This window comes from Aurantimicrobium minutum, from assembly GCF_029893825.1.
Classification (GTDB): Bacteria; Actinomycetota; Actinomycetes; order Actinomycetales; family Microbacteriaceae; genus Aurantimicrobium; species Aurantimicrobium minutum_C.
The window spans coordinates 1,537,908-1,563,517 of record NZ_JARXXV010000001.1; the positions used below are offsets into that span (position 1 = coordinate 1,537,908).

Annotated in this window: 24 protein-coding genes; 19 read left to right on the top strand and 5 right to left on the bottom strand. The window is 54.8% G+C overall.

What is annotated here, in order from left to right; genetic code table 11:
- Positions 1-8 precede the first annotated feature (8 nt).
- On the bottom strand, positions 9-1,187 hold the full coding sequence (locus M2120_RS07585) for an acyl-CoA dehydrogenase family protein (protein WP_280798085.1): 1,179 nt from the start codon (positions 1,185-1,187) through the stop codon (positions 9-11).
- A 21-nt stretch (positions 1,188-1,208) separates the two neighbouring features.
- On the opposite strand from M2120_RS07585, the gene manA reads away from it, so the two are divergent.
- From manA to M2120_RS07605, 4 genes are all read left to right on the top strand, one after another.
- Complete coding sequence (gene manA / locus M2120_RS07590) at positions 1,209-2,369, top strand: mannose-6-phosphate isomerase, class I (RefSeq protein ID WP_348519946.1); 1,161 nt, start codon at positions 1,209-1,211, stop codon at positions 2,367-2,369.
- A 143-nt stretch (positions 2,370-2,512) separates the two neighbouring features.
- Entirely contained in the window at positions 2,513-2,836 is a 324-nt protein-coding gene (locus tag M2120_RS07595) for a WhiB family transcriptional regulator (RefSeq protein WP_280798173.1), read from the top strand.
- An 81-nt stretch (positions 2,837-2,917) separates the two neighbouring features.
- Complete coding sequence (locus M2120_RS07600) at positions 2,918-5,815, top strand: glycosyltransferase (protein WP_280798087.1); 2,898 nt, start codon at positions 2,918-2,920, stop codon at positions 5,813-5,815.
- A complete protein-coding gene (locus M2120_RS07605; protein WP_280798088.1) occupies positions 5,799-7,304 on the top strand; it encodes a DUF5719 family protein in 1,506 nt (501 codons plus the stop codon). Before M2120_RS07600 ends, M2120_RS07605 begins: the two co-directional genes overlap by 17 nt.
- Before the next feature lie 7 nt (positions 7,305-7,311).
- Here the strand turns inward: M2120_RS07605 and M2120_RS07610 are convergent, their stop codons facing one another.
- On the bottom strand, positions 7,312-7,746 hold the full coding sequence (locus tag M2120_RS07610; RefSeq protein ID WP_280798089.1) for a metallopeptidase family protein: 435 nt from the start codon (positions 7,744-7,746) through the stop codon (positions 7,312-7,314).
- Positions 7,747-7,825: 79 nt separating this feature from the next.
- Here M2120_RS07610 and M2120_RS07615 point away from each other — a divergent pair, with 79 nt between their 5' ends.
- The 12 genes from M2120_RS07615 (at position 7,826) to M2120_RS07670 (ending at position 21,668) form a co-directional block, all read left to right on the top strand.
- On the top strand, positions 7,826-8,758 hold the full coding sequence (locus M2120_RS07615) for a hypothetical protein (RefSeq protein WP_280798090.1): 933 nt from the start codon (positions 7,826-7,828) through the stop codon (positions 8,756-8,758).
- A 5-nt stretch (positions 8,759-8,763) separates the two neighbouring features.
- Positions 8,764-9,612 (top strand): hypothetical protein, encoded by an 849-nt coding sequence (locus tag M2120_RS07620; RefSeq protein WP_280798091.1) that lies wholly within the window; start codon positions 8,764-8,766, stop codon positions 9,610-9,612.
- Positions 9,613-9,618: 6 nt separating this feature from the next.
- Positions 9,619-9,834 (top strand): DUF3499 family protein, encoded by a 216-nt coding sequence (locus M2120_RS07625; RefSeq protein ID WP_280798092.1) that lies wholly within the window; start codon positions 9,619-9,621, stop codon positions 9,832-9,834.
- Positions 9,815-11,254 carry a phosphomannomutase/phosphoglucomutase gene (locus M2120_RS07630; protein ID WP_280798093.1) on the top strand — a complete coding sequence of 480 codons (1,440 nt, stop codon included), beginning with the start codon at positions 9,815-9,817 and terminating at the stop codon, positions 11,252-11,254. Before M2120_RS07625 ends, M2120_RS07630 begins: the two co-directional genes overlap by 20 nt.
- 45 nt (positions 11,255-11,299) lie before the next feature.
- Positions 11,300-12,799, top strand: coding sequence for an adenosylhomocysteinase (gene ahcY, locus M2120_RS07635; RefSeq protein WP_432418540.1), 1,500 nt, complete (start codon positions 11,300-11,302; stop codon positions 12,797-12,799).
- Positions 12,800-12,824: 25 nt separating this feature from the next.
- Positions 12,825-13,511 carry an MtrAB system response regulator MtrA gene (gene mtrA / locus M2120_RS07640; RefSeq protein WP_280798094.1) on the top strand — a complete coding sequence of 229 codons (687 nt, stop codon included), beginning with the start codon at positions 12,825-12,827 and terminating at the stop codon, positions 13,509-13,511.
- Between the two features lie 8 nt (positions 13,512-13,519).
- Positions 13,520-15,109, top strand: coding sequence for an MtrAB system histidine kinase MtrB (gene mtrB, locus M2120_RS07645; RefSeq protein WP_280798095.1), 1,590 nt, complete (start codon positions 13,520-13,522; stop codon positions 15,107-15,109).
- A complete protein-coding gene (locus tag M2120_RS07650; protein WP_280798096.1) occupies positions 15,109-16,803 on the top strand; it encodes a GerMN domain-containing protein in 1,695 nt (564 codons plus the stop codon). The genes mtrB and M2120_RS07650 overlap by 1 nt, the downstream gene beginning before the upstream one ends.
- A gap of 83 nt (positions 16,804-16,886) precedes the next feature.
- Positions 16,887-17,600, top strand: a complete 714-nt coding sequence (locus M2120_RS07655; protein WP_280798097.1) for a ComF family protein — start codon at positions 16,887-16,889, stop codon at positions 17,598-17,600.
- A gap of 97 nt (positions 17,601-17,697) precedes the next feature.
- The gene (hpf, locus tag M2120_RS07660) at positions 17,698-18,144 is read left to right on the top strand and encodes a ribosome hibernation-promoting factor, HPF/YfiA family (RefSeq protein WP_280798098.1); all 447 of its coding nucleotides are present in this window, start codon (positions 17,698-17,700) and stop codon (positions 18,142-18,144) included.
- Positions 18,145-18,293: 149 nt separating this feature from the next.
- Positions 18,294-21,098, top strand: a complete 2,805-nt coding sequence (secA, locus tag M2120_RS07665; protein ID WP_280798099.1) for a preprotein translocase subunit SecA — start codon at positions 18,294-18,296, stop codon at positions 21,096-21,098.
- A 51-nt stretch (positions 21,099-21,149) separates the two neighbouring features.
- Positions 21,150-21,668: a hypothetical protein gene (locus tag M2120_RS07670; protein WP_280798100.1), complete on the top strand. Its 519-nt coding sequence runs from the start codon at positions 21,150-21,152 to the stop codon at positions 21,666-21,668.
- On the opposite strand, the gene M2120_RS07675 is transcribed toward M2120_RS07670, so the two are convergent.
- Positions 21,665-22,090: an Rv3235 family protein gene (locus tag M2120_RS07675; RefSeq protein ID WP_280798101.1), complete on the bottom strand. Its 426-nt coding sequence runs from the start codon at positions 22,088-22,090 to the stop codon at positions 21,665-21,667. The genes M2120_RS07670 and M2120_RS07675 overlap by 4 nt on opposite strands.
- Positions 22,091-22,140: 50 nt before the next feature.
- On the opposite strand from M2120_RS07675, the gene M2120_RS07680 reads away from it, so the two are divergent.
- Positions 22,141-22,782 (top strand): hypothetical protein, encoded by a 642-nt coding sequence (locus M2120_RS07680; protein WP_280798102.1) that lies wholly within the window; start codon positions 22,141-22,143, stop codon positions 22,780-22,782.
- Here the strand turns inward: M2120_RS07680 and M2120_RS07685 are convergent.
- Positions 22,779-23,048 carry a helix-turn-helix domain-containing protein gene (locus M2120_RS07685; RefSeq protein WP_280798103.1) on the bottom strand — a complete coding sequence of 90 codons (270 nt, stop codon included), beginning with the start codon at positions 23,046-23,048 and terminating at the stop codon, positions 22,779-22,781. The two genes, M2120_RS07680 and M2120_RS07685, sit on opposite strands and share 4 nt — an antisense overlap.
- Positions 23,049-23,147: 99 nt before the next feature.
- Here M2120_RS07685 and M2120_RS07690 point away from each other — a divergent pair, with 99 nt between their 5' ends.
- A complete protein-coding gene (locus M2120_RS07690; RefSeq protein ID WP_280798104.1) occupies positions 23,148-23,756 on the top strand; it encodes an SAF domain-containing protein in 609 nt (202 codons plus the stop codon).
- Positions 23,756-24,649 carry an AAA family ATPase gene (locus M2120_RS07695; protein WP_280798105.1) on the top strand — a complete coding sequence of 298 codons (894 nt, stop codon included), beginning with the start codon at positions 23,756-23,758 and terminating at the stop codon, positions 24,647-24,649. Before M2120_RS07690 ends, M2120_RS07695 begins: the two co-directional genes overlap by 1 nt.
- Here M2120_RS07695 and M2120_RS07700 read toward each other — a convergent pair.
- Positions 24,561-25,601 carry an alpha/beta hydrolase gene (locus M2120_RS07700; protein ID WP_280798106.1) on the bottom strand — a complete coding sequence of 347 codons (1,041 nt, stop codon included), beginning with the start codon at positions 25,599-25,601 and terminating at the stop codon, positions 24,561-24,563. The genes M2120_RS07695 and M2120_RS07700 overlap by 89 nt on opposite strands.
- Positions 25,602-25,610: the final 9 nt, after the last annotated feature.

Genomic DNA, 25,610 nt, shown 5'->3' on the forward strand with positions numbered 1-25,610 from the left:
TATCAAGGCTAGACGAATGCGGCGTGACCTGTGATGGCCCTACCCACAATGAGGGTGTTCATCTCCCTGGTTCCCTCATAGCTGTAGATCGCTTCCGCGTCGGCAAAGAAGCGGGCAACATCATAATCCAGCACGATTCCGTTACCGCCCAGGATCTCTCGACACCATGCAACGGACTCACGCATACGTGCTGTTGCCACCGCCTTGGCCAGTGCTGCATGCTCGTCCTTCAGCTTTCCGGCATCCTGCATGCGAGAAGTTTCCAGAACCAGAGACAGGCTCGAGGTGATGTTTCCCAGGCTCTTGACCAGCAAGTCCTGCACCATCTGGTGGGCCGCAATGGGCTTACCAAACTGGATGCGTTCCTTGGCATAGGCCAGTGCAGCTTCATAGGCACCCACAGCAATACCCACGGCAGCCCAGGCAACCTCAGCACGGGTGAGACGAAGCACTGTTGCAGTGTCTGCAAAGCTGTTGGCCTTTTGCAAACGGTTGGCTTCGGGCACGCGCACATTGGTCAAGGTGATGTCTGCGTTTTGAACCACACGCAAGGACTGCTTTCCCTCAATCTTGGTTGCGACATAACCGTCAGTATCGGTGGGAACAATGAAGCCCTTCACCTGACCATCGGCAGTGTCCTTGGCCCACACCACACAGATATCTGCCCAGGTGGCATTCCCAATCCACCTCTTAGAGCCGTTGAGCACCCACTCATCACCCTCGCGGGTGGCCGTGGTGCGCAGGCCCTGGGCAGAGTCAGAACCCGATAGGGGTTCTGTCAATCCAAAGGAGCCCACAATCTCACCCGAACTCATCTTGGGTAACCAGAAGGCACGCTGCTCATCAGAACCACAGACACCGAGCGATCCCATGGCGAGACCGTTCTGCACACCCACATAAGTGGCAACGCTGGCATCGATACGTGCCAACTCGAGAGCGACCCAGCCTCGGAATATCGCAGTCGTTTCAAAGGGCTGCGTCTCCGGCCATGCCATACCCATCAGCCCCGTGTTGGCGAGCCCGGCAACCAGGGACTTCGGAAACTCTGCCCGCTCCCAGTGGTCGTTGATCACCGGCTTAATCTCAGTCTCGAGATAGCTGCGCAATTCCATCAGCTTCTCAAGTTCCTGAGCAGACAAGCTCGACTCAAGGTGGAAGAAGTCACTTACCAAGTTCTCAAAGCTCATGTGGCTAGGCTAATCCTCGTGATGATTCGTGTCGATAACACCCCGCGTGACTACGCCTGGGGTTCCCTGACCGACATCGCTGAACTTCGAGGCCTAGCCCCTACCGGTTCGCCCCAGGCAGAGCTGTGGCTGGGCACCCACCCCGGCTCTCCCACGCAGATTGTGAACCCTGCCGAGGCTGCCGGGGCAGCCACTATTGCTGAGTTGTTATCTTCCCGTGGAGAGGAACCGCTGCCATACCTGTTGAAGGTGTTGGCCGCAGCGCACCCCCTCTCCATCCAGGCACACCCCTCACCCGAGCAAGCACGTGAAGGCTACGCGCGCGAAAACGCAGCAGGGATTGCGCTCGATGCACCTCATCGCAACTACCGCGATGATGCACACAAGCCTGAACTCATCTATGCACTCAGTGACACCTTTGAAGCACTCTGCGGTTTTCGTCAGATCGACCTCACCATTGCTGAGCTTGAAACACTTGCCGCTGCAAATGCACAGGCTTGTTCACCAACCTCGGCGCTCGCCGAGTTCACTGCTCAACTTATTGAGCGAGGTGACGGAGCTATCCGTTGGGCTCTGGACTGGGCACTCACCGGTGACAATGCTGCTGCCTTGGTCTCTGAAATCTCCGTTGCAGGAAAGCTTGTCAAGGATTCGTTGCTCACAGAACTGGCACAGGATTACCCCGGCGACCCGGGGATAGTGGTGGCGCTGCTGCTCAACCGGGTCACCTTGACTCGAGGGCAGGCACTGTATTTGCCTGCCGGCAATATGCACGCCTATATCCGAGGACTGGGTATTGAGCTGATGGCAGCCAGTGACAATGTGATGCGTGGAGGTCTCACCTCCAAGCACGTGGATGTTCCCGAGCTACTCTCGGTGGTCAGCGATCAGGTCGTACCTGTCCCACTGCTCACCCCCGCACACGTTGGTGCAGGGATTGAAATATTCACTCCGGATGTTCCCGACTTTGTCCTCGCACACGTGCTGGTAACTTCCGGAATGTCCCCTTCCGAGCAGATTTCACTCACTCGTCACGCAATTGTTACGTGCACGGCAGGAAATGTGACGCTGACCGGTCTCGAGTCGACGATTGAACTTGCCCAGGGTCAAAATGCCTTTATTTCCGCGGAAGAAGGCCATATTTCCTTCTCTGGTGAGGGTGAACTTTTCATTGCCCATTAGGGGATAAACCCTCTTTTGACTCTAAAGTCTCCAGCGCGTCTTCAAAGTTTTGAAATCTCGACTTGACTCAAACGAATGACAACGGTGTAATTACTTAGACGCGCCAAGGCGGCGTGCGTAAGACACCGGGGTGGGAGTTCTTGATGGCACCGGAATATCGCGGAAGCGTTCCAGAGAATTGGTTTGTTGATCCAGTTCGTTTGGGAGTTCCAGGAACCCCCTCGTCTCGCACTCTCTTAGAAGACGACAACCCCCTCGCATGGCAGGCTGATGCACTCTGTGCACAGACCGACCCCGAGTCGTTCTTCCCTGAAAAGGGTGGCTCCACTCGCGACGCGAAGAAGATTTGCACCTCCTGCGAAGTTCGTAGCGAATGCCTCGAATACGCCCTCTCCAACGACGAGCGTTTCGGCATCTGGGGTGGTCTGAGTGAGCGCGAACGTCGCAAGCTCCGCCGTCGCGCCTAAGCCTTCTCGAAACCACTAGTTTCCTAGCCACGCCCGCCCAATTGGGCGGGTTTTTGGCTTCTCCTGCCTAGGCTGGCAGGGATGAAAACGAGAGTCACAGCGATCATTGTTGCCCGCCAGGGTGGCGAGCACCTCGCGCGAACCCTCGAAGCGCTCAACAAGCAAACCAGACGGCCAGATATTGTCCTTGCCGTCGACAATTCATCCAAGAACAACGCAGCAGCGCAGCTGCAAGCTTTCGGGGCAAGTCAGCTACTCACCGGGGGCGGTCGTCTCAGCTTCGGTGAAGCCCTCGACGTGGCCGCCCGAGCATTTCCTGCCGTCACTGGACCCGATGAATTCCTGTGGTTCCTCGCTCAAGACAGCGCACCCGAACCCACCGCACTTGCTGAGCTCATTGGCGCACTCGAAGTATCACCTTCGGTAGCTGTTGTTGGTCCTAAACAAATGGACTGGGAACGCCCCGACTACATCCGCGAGTATGGCCTCACCATGGCTCAGGGTGGTCGCACCATCTCCCTCGTAGTTGATGAACTCGACCAGGCCCAGCATGACAACGTCAGCGACGTCATGGCGGTGGGTGCTAACGGCATGCTAGTTCGTCAGCAAGTCTGGGAGCAGTTGGCAGGTTTTGATCACCACCTGCGCGTGGTCGATGATGCACTCGACTTCTGCGTTCGCGCCCGCCTCGCTGGTCACCGTGTTTCTGTAGTTCCTTCTGCCCGCGTGCTCAGCGCCGGCGACGGAGTCATTGGCCCTGTTGGAACTGATAGCTACCGTGCACGCAAGAAGCGTGCTCGACAGTATCGCTCCGCAGAGCTCTACCGTCGTCTCGTCTACTCCAACAGCGGCGCACTGTTCTGGCACTGGATGGGATTGCTGCCTTCGGCCGTCATCCGTTCACTCGGTCAGCTCTTGGCCAAGCGCCCTGGTGCAGTCTCTGGAGAATTCCGCGCAGCACTCTCTGCTGCCTTCTCCGGTGGTTCCGTCGGTCGCGCACGCAAGCTCCTGAAATCGACTCGGGTTGCTTCATGGAGCGCACTGGCACCGTTGCGTGTTTCTCGAGCAGATGTGCGCAGGCGTGAATCGCTCGCCCGTGAAGCAATTCAGTTGCGCATGCACGGCGAGAAGAAACCCATACATTTCTTCTCCACCGGTGGTGCTTGGGTCACTCTGGTTCTCGCTTTTGTGTCGGTAGGAACGTTCTCCACACTGGTTGGTGCCAACGCCATTGCGGGCGGGGCACTGCTGCCTTTGGGTGGTTCAGTCACTGACCTCTGGGCGCAGACTCTCTGGGGTTGGCGAGAAGGCGCATTCAGTGTCGTGGGACCAGCTGATGGGTTTGCTGGCGTTGTTGCCGTGCTGGGAACGCTGACCTTCTGGCAGCCCAGTTTCTCTCTGGTCCTGTTGTGGTTCTTGGCGATGCCATTGGCCGGTTTGGGTGCGTGGCTTCTGGCTGCACGTCTAACCCAGCGCGCTAGCATTCGAGCATTCATTGGTTTGGGTTATGGACTTAGTCCTGCATTACTTGGTGCGCTTACGCAGGGTCGACCCGCTGCCGTCATCGCACACATTCTGCTTCCCTTCCTCTTCTTTGCAGGTATTCGCGCCGCACGTTCTTGGTCTGCTTCAGCAACCACAGCACTGCTCTTTGCTGCTGTGGTGGCGTGTGCTCCGTCACTCACCCCCGCACTGCTGGTGGTGTGGATCGGCACCCTGTTGCTCACTGGACGCTACGTCCCACGCTTCCTCGCTATTCCCATCCCCGCAGCAGCACTGGTTGCGCCCATCGTTTTGGTACAGGTCTTTGGGCTGAACCTGTTTGGTTTAGCTGCAGACCCAGGCCCTGCCATCGGTAGTGCCGTCTCACCACACTGGCAACTGGCTTTGGGCTTCCCCACCGAAGGACTCGGCGGCTGGATTCAGGCTGCAAGCTTCTTGCCGTGGGCTAACCCTGTGGCAAGTGTGTGGGTTGCCATCCTGGTTGGTGTGCTTGTTGCACTGGCATTCGTTGGTTTGTTCTCGCAGTACCCCATCCGTGCACAGCTAGCTGTTGTGGTGATGGTGCTCGGAATTGTCACCGCCGTCTTTGCTTCCGGTTTCTTCGTTTCTTTCAACGGGGGAGAGCCTGTAGCTATCTGGCCCGGCAATGGCCTGAGCCTGGCCTGGCTGGGACTCATGGTTGCAGCTGGCACAGGCGCATCTATTCTTCGTCGCTTCTCCTTCTTCCCCGCTGTGGCAGGTATTGCGGCAGTAGCTTTGCTGGCATTGCCGGCCCTGGCAGCATCGAGTCTGGGTAATTCCAAGGTGGTTGCCGGGAATGGGCAAACCCTTCCTGCCTATGTCGTTGCGCAGGCAGCGATTGATCCCACCGTGGGCACACTCGTACTGACCCCTCAGCCAGATGGTGGTTTGGGTGCAAACCTGGTTCGTGGCACCGGCATGACCTTGGAAGCAACTTCCACGTTCGTCACCACTGGTGCTGGTTTTGCTCCTGAAGAAAAGATTCTTGCCAACACCGTGAGTAACCTCGCCTCAGTCAGTGGTGTTGACTCAACCGAAGAACTCACTTCACTCGGTGTTGCTTTCGTTGTTCTCACTCCGCCCCTTGCCGAGGTGGGAGAAAAGGTTTCGCCTCAAGCTCAGAGCATGTCTGCCCGCGTGAAGGCAACACTGGACGCTAATGCGGGCGTGGAGATTGTGGGAAAGACAGATGCTGGTTTGCTCTGGCGCTTCCCTGGATATGACGCCTCTGCGATTACTCCATTGCAATCGGCTATGCCGGTTGAACCGTGGCGCACCGTGATTGCCAGTGTTCAAGCTCTCGTCATCATTTTGACTTTGCTACTGGCAATTCCAACCGGTGCAGTCATGTCTGATCTTCGCCCCAAGCGTTACCTGCCTGGGCTAGTTGAAAGCGATGACGAACTGGCAGCCCTCGACCCACTGGCAGGTGATCAAGATGTCGAAAGCAACTAAGGCGTTACGTGCTGGTGTGACCGGCGTCACTGGCATCGTCAGTGCAGGTGCGGTGGCTCTGGGTATCGCTGCGCTAGTGACATTGCCACTTCCGGGCTATGTGGGTACAGCTCCCGCGCTGAGCATTGCACCTGTTCCTGCAATTCAGCAGCGCGTGTGCCCTGGCCCGCTTGTTGAAGTGATGTCACAAGGAGCTGACGATATTTCGTTCTACTCCACTGGCCAGACTCAGTACTCAGAAGAATCCAGCGAGAAGAACTACGACAACTTCTGGCTCGATGCAGTCGATAACCAAAACGATGCTCTATCTGCAGCACCCAAGGTCATCACGGTGCCACCTGCCGCCTCTGCCGAAGATGCACCAGTGCTGGCAGGAAACCAGGTTGAGCAGATTTCCACCGAAGCACTCTCTGGTTTAGCCGCGGCTGCCTGCACGGATCCAGGCAATGACCTGTGGTTAGTTGGTGGCTCAACCGAGATTGGTCGCACCACGTTGGTGACGCTATCCAACCCCACCGATGTGACGGCAACGGTGACCCTCGAAGTGTTCTCCGAAAAGGGATACATCGATGCAGTCTCGTCCGAAGGAATCATTGTCCTTCCAGGAGAACAGCGCATTATTTCTCTCGCTGGTTATGCCCCTGACGTCATTGCTCCTGTCGTTCGCGTGATGAGCAACGGCGGTCAGGTTCTGGCAAACCTTCAGCAGTCCGTCACCCGCACCCTCGCCCCTTCTGGTGTTGAGTGGGTTTCTCCCGGTTCTGGACTGGCAACACAGCAGATCATTCCCGGTGTCTTTGTTGCCGGTCAGGCAGAGCATGACCGTTCTGAGGTTGGCAACGTGGTCAGTGACCTCGAGCCCGCTATTCGTGTGGTTGTTCCCGGCGAGAGAGACAGCAAGGTCACTGTGACACTGCTCTCGAGCACCGGCAAGAAGGTCGAATACAGCGCGAACCTCAAGGCTAAGAAGGTAGTTCAGCTTCCTCTGGCAGGTATTGCAGATGGCACCTATACCGTCATTGTGACGGGTCAGGAGCCTCTGGTTGCCGGCATTCGCACAGTCCAAGGAGCGGATAGCGGTGCAGCTGCTGGTGGCGCAACACCTGCTGTGACAGACCCAGCTGCTCCCATTGTTCCCGCAGGTTCAGAAACCGGCGGAGACTTCACGTGGCTGAGCTCAACGAGTTTCCTCACTGACCAGATCCTGATTCCTGTTCCTGTTGGGCCAGCACCGACCGTGACCTTCTACAACCCTGCTAATCGCACGGCCGAGGTCACACTCTCAGCACAGGGGAAGAAGGACATCACTCTCTCCGTCAAGGCCGGAGAAATGGTCACCACGCCACTGGTCTCTGATGCCAAATACACCGCGAAGGGTGTTGAGGGACTGGTCGGTGGATTGACCTTCACCGGTTCGGGAATTGGATCATTCATCCCGCTGAATCCCGCCAATGTCTTGGGCTCCAGCATCACTGTGTACCCCAGATAGGGAAGATCTAAGGGCGTAGTCTTTCAGGACCAAGATCCCACGGGTCTTTGCCGAGGAGTTCTGCCACGGCTCGAAAGACCACACTCTCCACCATCATTTGGCGGTGCAAGGCGTCATCCTTGTGAAGTTTGCTCATGCGCTGAATGGGAACGCGATAGAGCACAATACGGCGGCGTTCGTGGTCGACCTTCCAGCGTTCAACTACCCCGTTCACCTCCACACGTGGCGGAGTGGGGGCCACATCAAAGTGAACATCAGCTAACTCTTCCGACCACATACTGCGCAGGTAGTCGACGGTGTGAGCAATGGTCAGCATGAAGGTTTCGTAGCGGCCACGTATTTGGGGCAGGTGTGGACCGGTGACCGGTCCACGCATTCCTCGCCCATGCCGATTACGGCTCAGTCCACGGTTGGGAACCGTGTTGGGGAATGCGCTGTCCATGCGCCCATGTTACTGGCGCAAAACAGATGACCTCTACAGCAAGGTGAGTAAACTTAAGAAGACCCCTCGGAGGACACAAATGACTGAACTAGATGTGAAAGAGTTCGACCCTCTCTTCTATCGCCCATGCATATTCCCAATCATGGGTGAACTTGGCTACGGGACCTCGGTTTCTGTTAATAATGGGCTAGTAAAGGGTCCCTTTGCATCTGAAATGGACATTACTTTTACCTTCTTATCCGAAGAGGGAAAAGTATTGGGCTCAAAGTACATGGGCACACTAGAACCTGGCCATGTTGTGAAACATGACACACGTGATGTTCTTGATTCAATGGGAATTGAGCGAGAAAAACGGATGCTCGGTGTTGCACATGTGGTACCTGTCCGATTCCGAGGGAAAACTTCAGTTGATGTTTCTCGAGCAGAACTCATGGCCCATGTGTCAGCTTCTGATGACTTCATTGAATTCCGGCAAGAACCGAAGGGGGTTATCACCGGTCTCGCCTATCAGATGGGCCCGCAGAATGATTCCCGATTCAATAAAACCAGGACAACTCTTCTTCAGGCCCCCAAAGTCATTGTTTCGGAATCTGTAGATACTATTTTTGCCCTCCTCAATGTGTCTACGACTTTTGATTACCACGACACCGGAAACATGGAGTACTCGATTGTTGATGCGAGTGGAAATTCGTATGGCCTGGGAACTATTTCAGTGAAACCGTGGACGATGACTTTTCTGAGTGTTCGAGAAGCATTAATTAAGTTGGGGAAACTTGAGCAGTTTATTTCTGCTGGTGGACTTGGAATGATTATTGGTTTGTCTCGAGACTCTGGAATGGTACCTATTTCAATGACTAGGAATCTCGACACTGGTGCTATTGCCTGCGATCACACTCTTCCACCGATTTATTACTTCACGACTTGGGGCGGACAGCGAAGAATTGAAGCGAATGAGTCTCTTCACAAACTTCTTTTTGCTGAATCCAACCTGCTAGAAGGTGCCAACTCATGAGCATAATGTCGACTCTTTCCAAAAGTACCCTTGTTAGATCCTCATATGAGGGTGTACTTGAGGCTGGATTTATACCCCGTAGAGCATTCGCTCATTTTTTCATTAACGATGCAGGTTTGAAGAGCCAGATTCACCTGCAGAACTACTACTCCTTCTTTTTCCCCGACACACTCACCGCTGCGACTGCGACAGTGTGGCTTCACGATCACTCAGGAAAGCAAATAGCGAAAAAGTCTTTCGAGGTTGCACCATTCGGTCAGCTCTACTTGGGCATTGAAGATTTACTTGGTGAAGATATTCCCATGGAGGGAATGGTTTACGTTGATCTCAAACCTCCCCGCATTATTCGCAAACAAATGAAAACCTTGCCTAATGTATTGGGTGCTGAAGCAAACACCCCATTTTGGGTCTCTTATCGGGATGCAAATGAAAACTACATGTATGTCCACTCGATTGAGTCATATCGAGGCAAGGTTTTTGGAGCAATTTGGCCTATTAGCGCCAAATTGGCAAATGCAGCTCCCCAAAGGAATGAATGGTCCTCTTGGCGTTTACTTGATGTCAACTTGTTAGACGAATTACAAGTAGTTGTAATGAATCATTCTCATGTCCCAGGTGAAACTTCTCTTACAGTTTTTGACCAGAACAACAACAAAATTTGGTCTCAGGAGCTGCAATTGAATCCCCGTGAATCAAATCGCATTCAAATTCCAACTCAGGAAATTTCGCGGTGGAAGTCCTTAGCCGAAGTTACAGAAGTTCGAATCGGACTATCTCAGTTAATGACGTCAAATGGGAAGCCCTATGTCTTGATGCGTTACGGGGGCGGTCCACTCAGCATGCATCATGGTTAATATCAATTGAGAGAATGCACCAATGGACGCTGCAAGCAGCCCGCCCTGTTCACTCTCACCTATGACTATGAGGACAAGCTGGCCGTGATTGGTCCGCTGTCTCCAGAACCAGAGTCTGCTGCTCATGATTTATGCCGAAAGCATGCCCTTGGTTTCACTGCGCCTCAAGGGTGGAATGAGATGCGCCATTTAGACTTAGTCAATGAGCAAAAACGCCCCTGAAAATCCGGTTGAGAGCCTGCGTTCCATCGTTAAGGCCTACGACGTCCGTGGTTTGGTGGGCGAACAGCTGACCGAAGAAATGGTCGAAGCTCTCGCTGCCGGGTTCATCGACGAGATTGACGGAGCAGGTTCAGAGGTTGTTGTCGGTCACGACATGCGTGATTCTTCTCCCGGATTTGCAGCTGCCTTTGCTCGCGGTGCTCAGGCGCGCGGAGCACACGTGGTGAACCTGGGACTGTGCTCAACAGATGAGACCTACTTTGCATCTGGTTCGTGGAATGCTCCTGCCGCCATGTTCACAGCAAGCCACAACCCAGCTGCCTATAACGGGATCAAATTCTCCCGGGCTGGTGCTCAAGGCATCAGTCTTGACACCGGTCTTGCCGCTATTCGTGATCGTGCGTGTGAGTATCTCGAGAACGGTCTCACCTCTGTTGCCAACCCCGGCTCTTACCGCGAGGTGGACATTCTGGCTGAATATGCCGGCTACTTACGTTCACTCGTGGACCTCTCGGGCATCAAGCCCATCCGGGTTGTTGTTGATGCCGGTAATGGCATGGGCGGTATGACCGTTCCTGCCGTGCTCGGAACAGCGGCAGGACTTCCAGCTCTGCCCATCGAGATCATCCCGATGTATTTCGAACTTGATGGCAACTTCCCCAACCACGAAGCCAACCCGCTAGAGCCAAAGAACCTGGTCGATCTGCAGAAGGCAGTTGTGGAGCACGGTGCAGACCTAGGTCTTGCCTTCGATGGTGACGCCGACCGTTGCTTCGTCGTGGACGAGAACGGTGCTCCTGTTACACCTTCTGCAGTCTCTGCCATTGTTGCGCTGCGAGAGATTGCTCGCGCCAAGGCAGCAACCCCCAATGAAGAAATCTTTGTTATTCACAACCTCATCTCCTCCAACATTGTGAAGGAGACCATCATTGGTGCGGGGGCTACGCCAGTGCGCACCAGAGTGGGTCACTCACTGATCAAGGATCAAATGGCTGCCACTGGCGCTGTTTTTGGTGGGGAGCACTCTGCGCACTACTACTTCAGTAACTTCTGGGGTGCAGATAACGGCATGCTTGCCGCCATGCACGTGCTGGCAGAGTTTGGACACCAGCCCAAGTCCCTTTCTGGTTTTGCTGCAGAGTTCATGCCCTACGCCAGCAGTGGTGAGATCAACTCCACCGTCTCTGACGTGGTGGTGGCCACCCAACGCGTGCGCGAGGCGTTTGCTTCTCGTGGCACTGAAGATGGCCTAGACGGAATGACTATCACCGGAACCACCGGTGAAGGCGAAGCCTTCTGGTGGTTCTCGGTGCGACCTTCCAACACTGAGCCACTGCTGCGGTTGAATGTGGAAGCAGCGGATGAGCAGACCATGTCTGCTATCCGGGACGAAGTCCTCGCTCTCATCCGCGCTGAGTAATCTGCAGCGTTTTTGAGCCTTCGATCCGGCTCTAAACTTGAAGGCATGACTGTGCTGATGCCTACTGCAACCTTCGATGCTCAATCCGGCCTGGAATATAAGGTCGCTGACCTGAGTTTGGCTGAAGCAGGTCGTCACCAGATTCGCTTGGCAGAGAACGAAATGCCGGGGCTCATGGCCCTTCGTGACGAGTTTGGTCCTACACAGCCTCTCAAGGGTGCTCGTATTGCCGGCAGCCTGCACATGACCGTGCAGACAGCAGTGTTGATTGAGACCCTGGTGGCTCTCGGTGCTCAGGTTCGCTGGGCCAGCTGCAACATTTTCTCCACTCAAGACGAAGCTGCCGCAGCTATTGCGGTGGGACCCACCGGTACGGTCGATGCACCTGCCGGTTCTCCCGTGTTTGCCTGGAAGGGTGAAACCCTCGACGAGTACTGGTGGTGCACTGAACGCATCTTTGACTGGTCAACAGAGGCGGCTGCTGCTGGTGCGGACTGGATTGGTCCCAACCTGATTCTTGATGACGGTGGAGATGCAACCCTGCTGGTTCACAAGGGACGTGAGTTCGAACTTGCGGGTGCTGTTCCAGCAACCTCGGCAACAGATAGCCACGAATATGGCGTGATCTTGGAACTCCTGCGCAAGACGCTGGCCGAGACACCTTCTCGCTGGCAGACCGTGGCGTTAGAGCTCATCGGTGTGACCGAGGAGACCACCACCGGTGTTCACCGCCTCTATGAACTTTTTGCCAAGCAGGAACTTCTCTTCCCTGCCATCAACGTCAATGACTCGGTCACCAAGAGCAAGTTTGATAACAAGTACGGCATTCGCCACTCTCTTCCTGACGGTTTGAACCGTGCCACCGATGTTCTCATCGGCGGCAAGGTTGCCTTCGTTGCTGGTTATGGGGATGTGGGTAAGGGATCTGCTGAGGCACTGCGTGGTCAAGGCGCTCGGGTGATTGTCAGCGAGATTGACCCCATTTGTGCCCTGCAGGCAGCCATGGATGGCTACCAGGTGGACACCCTCGAGAACGTCGTGGGCCAGGTTGACATCTTTGTCACCACCACGGGAAACAAAGACGTTATTCGTCTCGAACACTTGCTGGAGATGAAGCACCAGGCCATCGTGGCAAACGTGGGTCACTTCGATAACGAAATCGACATGGCAGCACTAGAAAACCTTGCTGGCACCGAGAAGATCGAGATCAAGCCCCAGGTGCACGAGTGGCGCATGCCCAATGGACGCAGCATCCTGGTTCTGTCCGAAGGACGCCTGATGAACCTCGGTAACGCAACTGGACACCCCTCCTTTGTGATGAGCAACTCCTTTGCTAACCAGGTGTTGGCACAGATTGAGTTGTTTGTGCGCAGGGAGAACTACCCCGTGGGCGTGTATGTGTTGCCTAAACACCTCGATGAGAAGGTTGCGCGCCTCCACTTGGAAGCTCTTGGTGTGAAGATGACAACCTTGACCCCCGAGCAGGCTGCCTACATTGGCGTTCCTGTCGAGGGTCCCTACAAGGTTGACCATTACCGCTACTAGTCCTGCCGAGACTAGGCTCTAACGCATGAGTGCACGCATTCTCGTTGTAGACGACGACGCCGCATTGGCGGAGATGGTCGGCATTGTGCTGGAAGGTGAAGGCTTTGAGCCTTCCTTCTGCGCTGATGGTGCCGAGGCACTTGCGGCATTCCGGGAACACAAGCCAGACCTGGTTCTGCTTGATCTCATGCTTCCCGGTTTTGACGGCATAGAGGTGTGTGGCCAGATTCGTCAAGAATCTGGACTGCCCATCATCATGCTCACCGCCAAGGGCGACGCCACAGACGTCGTCGCTGGCCTGGAAGCAGGCGCCGATGACTACATGGTCAAGCCGTTCAACCCTGGTGAGCTTGTCGCACGTATTCGCACGCGACTTCGTTCCATGGCTCCTGCGCTGGCAACATCGCAGACCCTGCGCATTGGTGATCTCACCATTGATGTGGACGGTCACGAGGTCAAGCGTGGGTCGACATCTATCAACCTCACTCCGCTCGAGTTTGATTTGCTTGTTGCACTGGCATCGAAGCCTCAACAGGTGTTTACTCGTGAAATGCTGCTTGAGAAAGTCTGGGGCTACCAATACAAGGCAGATACTCGTCTGGTGAACGTGCACGTTCAGCGTCTGCGCAGCAAGGTTGAGCACGATGCCGATAACCCCACCATCGTGACAACCGTTCGCGGCATTGGTTACCGTGCCGGAGCTGTGATCTAGCCGACACAATGAAGGTTCGACGCTTCGACATTCTGGGATTGCCCGCGCGCGTGACGCGCATCTGGCGCCGATCCCTCCAGTTTCGAACCGTCGTGTCCTCGATGGCACTCTCTGGAGTTGCCATCATCTTGGTCGGTGTCTATATGTCCTTCTCGATCAGCAATGACCTCTTTGCCTCGAGGTTGAATCAGGTTCTTTCAGAATCTCAGCGTGCCCAGGTTGCTGCCCAGCGCATCTTCGATTCCTCAGACGCCACAGACCAGGCCTCGATGCAATCTGTCATGAATGCTGCCCGCACTGCCATTCGTGACGCCTCCTCGAGCTCGCTGGTGGCGGTCTATCGAGTGCCAGACCAGGAACCCAACCCCCTTGCACCGCAGAACTTCTCCAGTACGGAGCTCACCGGCGGTGTGATTACTCCTGAACTCAAAGATCAGGTGATGACCACCGCAGATCAGCAATTCTGGCAATCAGTTGAACTGCCCGTGAACGGCTCTCTTGTTCCCGGAGTTGTCGTTGGTTCTCAACTAGATATTCCTGGTGCAGGAACTTATGAGTTGTTCATTGGGTATGACTTTGAACAGTCCGAGCAAACACTGCTATTTATTCAGCAGGTGCTCTGGATTTCTGGCTTTGGACTGCTGGTTTTGGTAGGCGGTGTCGCCTGGGTCGTTTCCCGCATGGTGGTCTCGCCACTAAAGAACGCGGCAGAAACATCACAAAAACTTGCTGCCGGAGACTTGGCAGTTCGAATCCCGGAAAAGGGTGAAGACGTTGTGGCCACACTGGCCAGATCCTTCAACGACATGGCTGGCAGTATGCAGCGCCAGCTCACTGAACTGGCTGATCTCTCGGTCATGCAGCAAAGATTCGTCTCTGACGTCTCCCACGAGCTGCGCACACCACTGACCACCATCAAACTTGCTGGTGATGTTCTCTTCCAAGAGCGTGAAAACTTTGAGGCCAAAACCAGACGCAGCACAGAACTGCTCAATGCCCAAGTTCACCGCTTCGAAAAGTTGCTTGGTGACTTACTCGAAATCAGTCGCTATGACGCCGGAAGTGTGAACCTCGAAGCAGAACCTACAAACGTGGCCGGGCTTGTGCAGGACGTGGTGGGAACAATGACCACCCTGGCCGAACAGCACGGATGTGACTTGTCGCTGTCTGCACCCGGTGGTCACTTCGATGCTGATATTGACCCCCGTCGTGTTCGTCGCATTCTGATGAACTTGATTGGTAACGCCATTGAACATGGCGAAAACAAACCCATTGATGTCGCCGTTGACTCCAACGCCACGGCCGTGGCGATCAGTGTTCGTGACCACGGTGTGGGGATGGAACAGGAGCAGCTGGAGCAGGTGTTCAGTCGTTTCTGGCGGGCAGATCCTTCACGTCAGCGCACCTTAGGTGGCACCGGTTTGGGCTTGGCTATCTCGCTCGAAGATGCCCGCATTCACAACGGACAACTCGATGTCTGGGCAGCTCCAGGTGAAGGTGCTCTGTTTAGGCTCACGCTTCCTCGTGACATTGAGGTTCCTATTGCGTCCTCACCACTTCCGCTTCATCCCACTGAGAATTCTGGTGGTGAGGCGTAATGGCGAAGAAATTCTCACGAATCGTCATGGCCAGCATCGCACTAGCTTCACTAGCCGTGCTCACTGCCTGCTCAGGTATTCCACGTTCAGGTGCAGTCAACCAGGGTTCTGCTGTTGTCCCGGTTGAGGATGATGCGATTGAGTTCCTGCCGTCGGGGCCTTCCAGGAACGCCACGATCGAACAGATCTTGCGCGGGTTTATTGAAGCGTCTTCTTCGCCGGTGAGCGACTATGCCATTGCGCGCCAATTCCTCACCCCAGACTTTGCAACCAAATGGGATGCCACCACGACCGTGAGTGTTGATTCGGGGCTGCGTACCATTACCCAAACAGGGGAGAACCTGGGCCAACTCACCTTCTCCCTCGGGGCAGTAGTTGATGCGCAAGGAAACTATTCCGAGGTTGCCCCAGCTCAGTCAGTAACCGGTAATTACACCTTCGCTCAGGTGGATGGCCAGTGGCGCATCAGTGAAGCCCCCAATGGTGTGGTGATGGATCGCTTCACCTTTGACCAGGTCTATCAGCCCCACTCGCTCTACTTCTTTGACTCAACCAACACCAAGCTTGTTCCAGACGTTCGCTTCTTCCCTGCCGGTGCTTCTGCTAGCACGCGCATCACCAAGGCGCTCTTGGCTGGGCCATCTGCATGGCTGTCAGCCAATGGCGCCGTGCACACCAGCTTCCCTGCCGGAACCGCTCTTGTCGCAGACACGGTGCCCGTCTCTCGTGGAACCGCAACAGTAGACCTCAACTCTGCAGCGCTATCGTCTGATCCGGCGATTATTCGCCAGATGAAACAGCAGCTCTCGGCCAGCCTGACCAGCGTGGACAACATCAGTACCGTCACCATGCTGGTCGATGGTGCCACCCTCAACAGCGCCATCTCAGGAACCCTCGATGGCGTCCTACCTGCACCGGTAGATTCCAGACCACTTGTCTTGACCGATAAGACCTTTGGGTATTGGACAGGATCCAAGGTGGAGAGCGTGTCTCAGCTGTCCAACGCCATTGTGGAGCAGAAACCAACCGCCATCACCACGGCAATGAAGAATGGCATGGCTGCCATTCAGACAAGCCAGGGCGCAGCGTTTGTCCGTAATGGCTCTACTCAGCTCGTGGACACCCGTGCAGGGTTGATAGCTCCTGCCTTGGATAGCTTCGGTTATCTCTGGTCTGTCCCTCAGGATTCGCCTGGAAAGTTGTTTGTCATCTCAACCGATGGCAAACAACAATTGCTGGAAGTTCCTTGGACTACCGCAGACTCCATCTTGTCGCTGTCGCTCTCTCGTGATGGCACGAGGGTGCTGGCACTGCTGAAAGAAGGCAGCAGTTACCAACTGCTGGTCAGTGCACTGGTGCGTAGTGAAAAGTCACTACCTGCTCAATTGGGAGTTCCCCAAGTGCTCTCCCTTGCTTCCGGCACACCCATTACTGCAGGCTGGGTTGATTCCACCACTGTTGTGAGTGTTTCTGCAGGTGGCAGTGGTGTCACCAACGTGAAGACACAGGTTGTTGGTGGACAGGGAACTGACTTGGCACAAATCAGTGGCGCGACCCCAGTATCTGTGGCTGGGGCGAATACCGTTGCCGGTATTCGCATCTTGACCAGCGATGGCGTTGTACTTTCCCAGCGCAGTGGAGCTCAGTGGCTTTCTGCCATTACGAGTGTGAAGGCGCTCGCCGTTCAGCAATAAGCACACAACGTGAACCTGAGTCATTATCCACGGATGCGGCTCAGTGGTAGTCGTGTCGCCTGTTTGTCAGCCACACTTCCGGCATGACGTCACTCACTGACTTTATTTCGAGCCTTAAGGAACATGCCGCGGATGCGCTCGCGCTTGCACTGCCGATTTCTTGTGCAGGGTGCGGAATGCTCGATCGCAACCTGTGTCTATCTTGTCGGGATTCACTGGTTGCAACGGTGCAATATCGGGAACTCTTTGATGAAACCAGCCTGGAGCGACTCCCGCTTTGGTATGCCATGGAGTTGGCAGAACCCTTGAGTGGCATTGTTCATGCCTTCAAAGATCAGGGGAGGACTTCTGTCGCCAAGGCTTTGTCTGAGCCGCTTCGTGTGGCAATGAAAGCAATGTATTCGCAAGCTCGAGAAGCTGGGGTGACGGGAGAGATTTGCTGGGTAGTGCCACCATCTAGTCGGGCAGGCTTTCGCCAGCGGGGTTATTCACCCATTGTGGAACTGGTGAAGGCAGTGGGGGTTACCCCCACAAAACTCTTGCGCATCACTCGCACAAGAGCCGACCAATCCACCCTGGGACGCATGGAGCGATTTCACAATATGCGGGGTGTGTATCGGGCGCGAGACGGCATTAAAGGAAAGAACGTGATCCTGGTCGATGACGTGATGACCACCGGCGCCACCATGCTGGAATGCGCCCGGGCGCTGCGCGCCGGGGGCGCCGTGGTGCTCGGCGCAGCAGTGCTTGCCTACACTCCAAAAAACTTTCAGGACACTCGCAGGGAAATTGCGTGACATTTGTTGGGTAACAGGACTACATTTTCAACAACATCGATTGGCGTGAAAGGATCGCCCAAAAGTTGGGCGTAAACGCCAACTACGGGAGGTCGTCATGGAACTGAACTTCGTTACACGTCACATTGAAATCACTGACCGATTCCGTAATTACGTGGCCGAGAAGGTCGACAAGATCGAGAAGCTCGCAGACCGTCCACTCGAACTGGATGTCACCGTGAGCAAGCACCACGGAGGCAAGGGTCTCGTCGGTGGTGACCATGTTGAACTCAAACTGGTTGAGGCAGGTCCTGTTCTGCGTGCAGAGTCAGACGGCGAAGACAAATATGCTGCCTTTGACCTGGCCATGGGCCGTTTGATGGAACAACTTCGTCGTGCTCGCGATAAGAAGAAGATTCACCACCACGGCCACCAGAAGCCACTGTCCATCCATGAAGCAAGCGCAGACGCCTTTGCCCAGCTGGATATTGTCCCTGCTACCCCTGAAGACATTGAGCGTGTGAACACCGGTGAACACGCCATCATTCCTTCATCAGCGGCTTAGGGGGTAATGCTCACCCCACCTCCAGGGCTCTTACAGGGGTTGTTCAGGCGGGGAAAGCTCATTCCCGGTAGCATTGAGGGCGGTCTTACACGCATGCGTGAGGACCGCCCTCAGCGCTTACTGCGCAGCTAGAACGCTCGGAGATTTACGTGGCAAACATTCTTGACAAGGTCCTACGCATTGGTGAGGGTCGTACCCTGCGCAAGCTTGAAAATCTGGCGAAGGCAGTCAATGAACTCGAAGAGGGCTTTATCAACCTCACTGATGAGGAACTGCGTGCGGAGACCACAGACTTCCGCAAGCGCTACATCGAGGGAGAATCCCTCGATCACATGCTCCCTGAAGCTTTCGCAGCTGTGCGCGAAGCAGCACGCCGCACCATTGGTCTTCGTCACTTCGACGTTCAGCTGATGGGTGGTGCTGCACTTCACTTCGGCAACATTGCTGAAATGAAGACCGGTGAAGGTAAGACACTGGTTGCGACCCTTCCCGCATATCTCAACGCCATCGCTGGCCGTGGTGTTCACGTTGTGACCGTGAACGACTACCTGGCCAGCTACCAGTCAGAACTGATGGGCCGCGTCTTCCGCGCCCTGGGCATGACCACCGGTGTGATCACCGCCGGTCAGGTTCCTGCTGTTCGTCGCGAGCAGTACCTGTGCGACATCACTTATGGAACCAACAACGAGTTTGGTTTCGACTACCTCCGCGACAATATGGCGTGGAGTGCTGCTGACAAGGTTCAGCGCGGACACTTCTTCGCCATCGTCGATGAGGTTGACTCCATCCTCATCGATGAGGCTCGTACCCCACTGATCATCTCTGGTCCTGCCTCTGGTGAAGCTAACCGCTGGTTCACCGAGTTTGCCAAGATCGCCACCACATTAGAGCCCGGTGTTGACTACGAAGTCGACGAAAAGAAGCGCACCGTGGGTGTGCTCGAACCCGGTATTGAAAAGGTTGAGGACTACCTCGGTATCGACAACCTCTACGAATCAGCAAATACCCCACTGATTTCGTTCCTCAACAACTCTCTCAAGGCCATCGCGCTGTTCAAGCGCGACAAGGACTACGTCGTGATGAACGGTGAAGTGCTCATCGTGGATGAGCACACGGGCCGTATCTTGGCTGGTCGTCGTTACAACGAAGGTATTCACCAGGCCATTGAAGCCAAGGAAGGTGTTGAGGTTAAGGCCGAGAACCAGACCTTGGCTACTGTGACCTTGCAGAACTACTTCCGTATGTACGAGAAGATCTCGGGTATGACCGGTACGGCAGAAACCGAAGCCGGGGAGTTCATGAGCACCTACAAGATTGGTGTGGTTCCTATCCCCACCAACAAGCCCATGCAGCGCATCGACCAGCCAGACCTGGTTTACAAGAACGAAGTCATCAAGTTCGAGCAGGTTGCCGTTGACATTGCTGAACGCCACGCCAAGGGCCAGCCTGTGCTGGTTGGTACCACCTCGGTCGAGAAGAGCGAATACCTCTCCAAGCTTCTGGCGAAAAAGGGCATCAAGCACGAAGTCCTCAACGCTAAGAACCACGCCCGTGAAGCAGCCATTGTTGCTCAGGCAGGTCGCTTAGGTGCAGTTACTGTTGCCACCAACATGGCCGGTCGCGGTACCGACATCATGCTCGGTGGTAACGCTGAGCACCTGACCGTCACCGAGTTGGCATCGAAGGGTCTCAACCCCATCGAGACTCCTGACGAGTATGAAGCAGCTTGGGAAGAAGCCTTCGGCAAGGTCAAGGCTGCCGTTCAGGAAGAAGCCGACAAGGTTGTCGCCGCCGGTGGTCTTTACGTCCTCGGTACCGAGCGTCACGAGTCACGTCGTATTGACAACCAGCTGCGTGGTCGTTCCGGCCGTCAGGGTGACCCCGGTGAAAGCCGCTTCTATCTCTCCCTCACCGATGACTTGATGCGTATGTTCAACTCAGGTGCTGCTGAGGCCATCATGAGCCGTAGCAATATCCCAGATGACACTGCGATTGAGTCCACCATTGTTTCGCGTGCTATTCGCTCTGCACAGTCACAGGTGGAAGCACGTAACGCTGAAATGCGTAAGAACGTTCTGAAGTATGACGACGTTCTCAACCGTCAGCGTGAAGCGATCTACTCTGACCGTGCACACATCCTCGAGGGCGATGACCTCAAGGATCGCGTCCACGCGTTCCTTGAAGACGTCATCGACGAAGTTCTTGCCGTTCACACCGGTGAAGGCAATGGTGATGACTGGGACTTCGATGCTCTCTGGGCAGAGCTCAAGACCATCTACCCTGTCTCCATCACCATTGATGAGGTCATTCAGGAAGCTGGAAACAAGGGCCGTGTGAACAAGGAGTTCATGCGCCGCGAAATCCAGTCTGATGCTGTTCTTGCCTATGCACGCCGTGAAGAATCACTGGGCGAAACCGCTATGCGTGAACTTGAGCGCCGTGTTGTTCTCTCCGTGGTGGACCGCCGCTGGCGTGACCACCTCTATGAGATGGACTACCTCAAGGACGGTATTGGTCTTCGTGCCATGGCTCAGCGTGATCCTCTGGTGGAATACCAGCGTGAAGGCTTTGCTCTTTACCAGGGCATGATGGCTGCGATTAAGGCAGAATCTGTCGGCTTCTTGTTCAACCTCGAAGTTCAGGTCAACGCTGCTGAAGGCGACCCAGAACACCCCAGCATCGCCGCTAAGGGCCTGGGACAGTCTGAAGACGCTAATGCTCATCTCAGCTACACCGCACCTTCTGAGGACGGTCACGTCGAGGTCCGTGACGACCGTGGTCAGATCGAGAAGGCAGAGACCGCTCGTGCTCAGCAGGCAGCTGATAACGGCCGCCAGATTGTTCCTGAGCAGGAACGTCCCGTTGGTCCTTCCTCCGGTTCCCGCGGTGCGTTCGGTCAGCAGACCGGCGGAGCTCCTGCGATGAACCGCGCAGAGCGTCGCAAGAAGAAGTAGAGGCTAAGGCTGTGCTTCATTCACAGGAATGAAGCAATCTAGACTTTCTCTATGGAGAATGACTGGCTACTCTTGGCGTGGCTCTCGCCGTTGATTGTTGTCATGGTCATTTTTGACCTGAAAGCCAGGAATTACGGCAAGAAAGTTCTTCACCTACCCAAAAAGGAATATGTCAGCCTGTTGTGGTTGGCCATCTTTGATCCCGTTTTTGAAATATTGTTCATCGGGATTGTTCTCTGGGACGATCTTTCCCGCGATGTGTGGCATTGGTTTGCCGGTGGTGTCGGTGTCATCCTTGGCTATCTCTTTGCTCGCTATCGGACACGCATTATGTGGGTGCGCCCGCTACCCGAAAAGAAAGCGGTTATCGTTCGAAATAGCGGCGCAGAGTACTTGGCGTTGATATTCCTCGTCATCGTGAAAACAGTGTCTGAAAACAGCACTTATTCGAACTACTTCGTGAATCTCTTGATCACCACAGGCTTACTCATGATTGTGAGTGAATCAGCATTTAGGGTGGGCATGCTCTTCACGAGATACAACAAAGAACGACCCAACCTCACTGCTTAGAGAACGTGAATAGCGGTTGCTCTCCAGCGACCGTCTAAGCCTTGGAGGCGGATCGCGATAGAGCGGGTGCGGGCTTTGCCGTGCACAATCACCACTGATTCCACGACGCCATCTGTGGGGTGGGTAATGATGGTGCGGCCTAGACCAAATGTGGGCAGCACAACGGCTTGCTTCTTCACTGCACGAGCACGGCGCGAGATGTGCACGCGCTGTAACAGGTTGCGATAGACGTCATCGGTGACCCAGCGTGAGATCTGTTCCAGGTCCCGGCATCCAGCGAGGATTTCCATCACGCTGCGCGCCAGGTTTTCCACCATGGGTTGGGGATCAGGCAGTGCCGTGGTTGCGGTGGGCTGGTGCCCAAAGAATTCATCAGTAGAGATGCTGGTGCGTGGTGTTTGGAATAAGGGTGCGGGGGTCATGCCAACACTGTGACATGAAAATTAGACTGAAAGTCTATTTCTCAGGAAACATGTGGATAACTCCAGCAGATTCTCAGGTTCGCCACTTACCTTCGCTCACTATGGACTTCGAAACCCTTTTCCAAGATTTAGAGAATCAACTCGAATACGAGCTTGATGCCGAAATGATTAATCGCCTCGAAGATGAAGAACGTGAACGTCGTGCCAAGCTCAGTATTCGTGACCGCCTGCTTGCGCTCAAGCGCTCAGAATCAAACCTGGAACTGCGCGGAACAATCCGTGGCCAACGATCTCTTGTCTTCATAATCAAGAACGTGGGCAAAGACTGGGTTGCTATCGAAGTGCTGGAGCCCCAGGAAATCCAGGGTTCTGTAATCTGTCCCATCCATGCCTTTGTGACGCTCGAGATTCCACAGATGTCTGTCAAAGAAAGCTTGGGAACTGCAATTGGCGAAGTCTCAGATCACGACCTGCAGGCTTTCTCTGGAAAGAGCAGCCTTGCTGAAAAGGTCAACTTAGCCTTTGTACTGCGAGACATCAGCCGCCGCAGAAAGAACGTTCGACTTCACACCCAGACAGACATGGTTCACGGAACCATAGATCACGTGGGAAGTGATCACCTCGATGTGACATCCGGCGATGTTCGCCGGGTGATTCCCTTACGAGAAGTGCTCTTCGTTCAGATGGTTTAGAAGTCCACGATGTTGTGAACCGAGGCAAGCGAAGGGTTGTTCCACATCGCGCTGCGTCGAGACTCTTCGTATTGCTGGGCAATGAAGAGCTCGAAGATCTCGTGCTCGATACGCCAAGGACCGCGAGTGCCAACCTTGAATGCGTGTAACTCACCGGAGTCGATGAGTTCATGAACGTCTGCTGCGGAAACCTTGAGTAATTCCGCTGCTTCAGCAACGGTGAGGAAACGGTCAGCCTGAGCTTCGGTCGAATCAAAATCGTTCATATCCATACAATAAGAAACCCTCGCGTCCCAGAGGCCACCGATAGAGAATCTGTGGATAACTTCTGTGGTCCTTTCATCGCTTTAGAGAAGATGCTTGTCATGACTCACACTTCTCTTCGACGCTTCGATATGCGTCTCATCATTGGCATCGCACTGGTGATTGCAGCCGCCCTTGCTGGTTTCCTCCTCGTCACAGCAGCAGATAACACCACAGCTGTGTATGCCGCAACGAAAACTCTTGCGCCAGGTCACGTGCTTCAAAAGTCAGATCTTGTTCTCACCGATGTGAAGCTGGGTAAGTCTGGGAACTCTTATCTCTCGGCATCACAACTGAGTGCCGGATCTGTGGTCACCAAGACAGTGGGTGCTGGAGAACTCATACCCATCAGTGCCGTGGGGACGGCCAAGCAGGTCGCCACCACGAACGTGGTGGTCCAGCTTGACCTGCCACTGTCTTCAGACGCCACCGAAGGCTCCACCGTGGATGTCTGGGCCTCTATGGCAGCAGGTCAAGGTGTCTTTGGTCCACCAGCCGTCATCATTCCTGGAGCTCAGATTGCTCACATCACCGAGGCAACCGGTTTAGCTGCCTCCACCGGTGGAGTTCGCGTTGAGATTGTTGTTCCCCAGACCAAGGTTGCTGCCTTGCTTGAATCCCAAGCCAACGGAGATGCAATTTCTTTAGTACCCAGCAGGGGCAAGGCCTAATGTCTCAGCTGATTGCCGTGTGGGGACCAACAGGTGCTCCTGGTCGCACCACGGTCGCCATCAATCTGGCAGCAGAGCTGGCAGAGCAGGGCAGTCGAGTACTCCTCATTGATGCAGACACCTATGGCGGAGCTATTGCTCCGCTGCTTGGTCTGACCGATGACGCATCTGGCCTAGCTGCGCTGTGCAGATTGGCAGAGTCAGGGTCTTTAGCAGAAGAAGATATCGACCGGGTGAGCCAATTAGTTCCCACGGCACACGGAGAACTTCAGGTCATCTCTGGGATTGTGAAAACGGATCGATGGCCTGAACTCTCCGCTGAGCGCATGAAGAAAGTCTGTGCACTTGCCACACAGTGTTGTGATGTGGTCGTGGTTGATGTCGGTTTCAATCTTGAAACCGACGAAGAGATTACCAGTGACCTCTTTGCACCCAGGCGCAATGCGGCAACGCATGCTGTGCTCAAAGATGCTGATTGCATCATTGAAGTAGCAAGTGCAGATGCATTAGGAATTGCCCGCTTCATCAGAGCACACGACGTGTTGGTCGATGCGTTCCCAGAGTCACTGAGGTTGATAGTGGTCAACAAGGTGCGTTCAGGGTTCGATTCGAGGGGCACAACACAGGCAACAACGGCTCTAGGTCGCTATGCAGGTCTTCATGACTTGCACGAGCTTTCTTACGACGACAAAGCCATAGGTGCTTCTTCTGTGTTGTGTCAGCCACTCAACCAGGCTGCCAAGAACAGCAAACTGAGAAAGCAGTTCCTAACCTTGGCACAGCAGGTAGTGCCTGGTGAAGTATCTACTGCTGTGAAGTCGAACCGATTCGCTCGTTCAAGAAAGCAAGAGTCTGTGTCAGAGCAATCTGAGCAGCATCGAGATTCAGCTTGAACTGGTATTCGTGTGGCAACGCTGGCGTGTAGTCAGCTGGCCAGAACAACTCAGTGACATTCACTCCCAGTGATTGCAGTTTCGCTGCAAAAGGCTTGCTGTTTTCTGCAGTGAGGGGGTCTGCATTTCCACCTGAAATATAAGTTGCAGGGAAGTTGCTTGTGACGTGGTTAATGGTGGACATTTGGCCCATTGCTGGAGATGTGGTGATGTCTCGGTCACCGGTGTATGCCCAGAGCGACATGTCATCACCCCAGCCGAGGATTCCCTTGCCACCAATCAGCGAGGTGAGTTGGTATACGCCACAGTTGAGCACCATTCCCTGCAGGTTTTCTGACGTGAGGGCAGGAGTGAAGTTCATTTCCTTGGCAAAGTCAGGGTTAGTAATCAATGCAGCAAGTTGACTAGATAGTTGTGCACCTGCCGAGTCACCAGCAAGAACAATCTTGGTGGGGTCAATGTGGAACTTGTTTGCGTTCTCCAGCAAGAACTTGTGAGCTTGGTTGAGTTCAAACACTGCTGTGGGGTACTGAGCCTCGGGGCCGTAGGTGTAGTTCAAACCAACGACGGTGTATCCCTTAGATGCCAAGATCTCGAAGTAGCTGCGGTCATTGGACTTGTTACCTGAGATCCACGCACCACCGTGGGTCCAGATCACGGTGCCCAGTTGAGTAGTCGTTCCGGTGGGGTAGTACACATCCAGCTGTGTGAAGTCACTTGCTTTAACATGGGGTTCGGTTGAGTCTGTGGCGTATTGCACGTCGAGTACCGAGTCCACGCCGCTGGTGGGTGCGTAGGGCGCCATGATGGCGGCAGTCTTTTTGGCGCCGTCTTGGAAGATTTGGCGAATAATCAAGGCACTTGGCCAGGGGCTCAGAGTAAACACGAGAACGGTCACCACCACTAATCCGGCAAGGACGGACAGTGTCCGCCACAACCACTTTTTGCGCATGACTCTAGG

Excerpts from the sequence above, each read along its gene's own strand:
- M2120_RS07585 (WP_280798085.1), bottom strand. The coding sequence starts at position 1,187 with ATGAGCTTTGAGAACTTGGTAAGTGACTTCTTCCACCTTGAGTCGAGC.
- manA (WP_348519946.1), top strand. The coding sequence starts at position 1,209 with ATGATTCGTGTCGATAACACCCCGCGTGACTACGCCTGGGGTTCCCTG.
- M2120_RS07595 (WP_280798173.1), top strand. The coding sequence starts at position 2,513 with ATGGCACCGGAATATCGCGGAAGCGTTCCAGAGAATTGGTTTGTTGAT.
- M2120_RS07600 (WP_280798087.1), top strand. The coding sequence starts at position 2,918 with ATGAAAACGAGAGTCACAGCGATCATTGTTGCCCGCCAGGGTGGCGAG.
- M2120_RS07605 (WP_280798088.1), top strand. The coding sequence starts at position 5,799 with ATGTCGAAAGCAACTAAGGCGTTACGTGCTGGTGTGACCGGCGTCACT.
- M2120_RS07610 (WP_280798089.1), bottom strand. The coding sequence starts at position 7,746 with ATGGACAGCGCATTCCCCAACACGGTTCCCAACCGTGGACTGAGCCGT.
- M2120_RS07615 (WP_280798090.1), top strand. The coding sequence starts at position 7,826 with ATGACTGAACTAGATGTGAAAGAGTTCGACCCTCTCTTCTATCGCCCA.
- M2120_RS07620 (WP_280798091.1), top strand. The coding sequence starts at position 8,764 with ATGTCGACTCTTTCCAAAAGTACCCTTGTTAGATCCTCATATGAGGGT.
- M2120_RS07630 (WP_280798093.1), top strand. The coding sequence starts at position 9,815 with ATGAGCAAAAACGCCCCTGAAAATCCGGTTGAGAGCCTGCGTTCCATC.
- ahcY (WP_432418540.1), top strand. The coding sequence starts at position 11,300 with ATGACTGTGCTGATGCCTACTGCAACCTTCGATGCTCAATCCGGCCTG.
- mtrA (WP_280798094.1), top strand. The coding sequence starts at position 12,825 with ATGAGTGCACGCATTCTCGTTGTAGACGACGACGCCGCATTGGCGGAG.
- mtrB (WP_280798095.1), top strand. The coding sequence starts at position 13,520 with ATGAAGGTTCGACGCTTCGACATTCTGGGATTGCCCGCGCGCGTGACG.
- M2120_RS07650 (WP_280798096.1), top strand. The coding sequence starts at position 15,109 with ATGGCGAAGAAATTCTCACGAATCGTCATGGCCAGCATCGCACTAGCT.
- M2120_RS07655 (WP_280798097.1), top strand. The coding sequence starts at position 16,887 with ATGACGTCACTCACTGACTTTATTTCGAGCCTTAAGGAACATGCCGCG.
- hpf (WP_280798098.1), top strand. The coding sequence starts at position 17,698 with ATGGAACTGAACTTCGTTACACGTCACATTGAAATCACTGACCGATTC.
- M2120_RS07670 (WP_280798100.1), top strand. The coding sequence starts at position 21,150 with ATGGAGAATGACTGGCTACTCTTGGCGTGGCTCTCGCCGTTGATTGTT.
- M2120_RS07675 (WP_280798101.1), bottom strand. The coding sequence starts at position 22,090 with ATGACCCCCGCACCCTTATTCCAAACACCACGCACCAGCATCTCTACT.
- M2120_RS07680 (WP_280798102.1), top strand. The coding sequence starts at position 22,141 with ATGTGGATAACTCCAGCAGATTCTCAGGTTCGCCACTTACCTTCGCTC.
- M2120_RS07685 (WP_280798103.1), bottom strand. The coding sequence starts at position 23,048 with ATGAACGATTTTGATTCGACCGAAGCTCAGGCTGACCGTTTCCTCACC.
- M2120_RS07690 (WP_280798104.1), top strand. The coding sequence starts at position 23,148 with ATGACTCACACTTCTCTTCGACGCTTCGATATGCGTCTCATCATTGGC.
- M2120_RS07695 (WP_280798105.1), top strand. The coding sequence starts at position 23,756 with ATGTCTCAGCTGATTGCCGTGTGGGGACCAACAGGTGCTCCTGGTCGC.
- M2120_RS07700 (WP_280798106.1), bottom strand. The coding sequence starts at position 25,601 with ATGCGCAAAAAGTGGTTGTGGCGGACACTGTCCGTCCTTGCCGGATTA.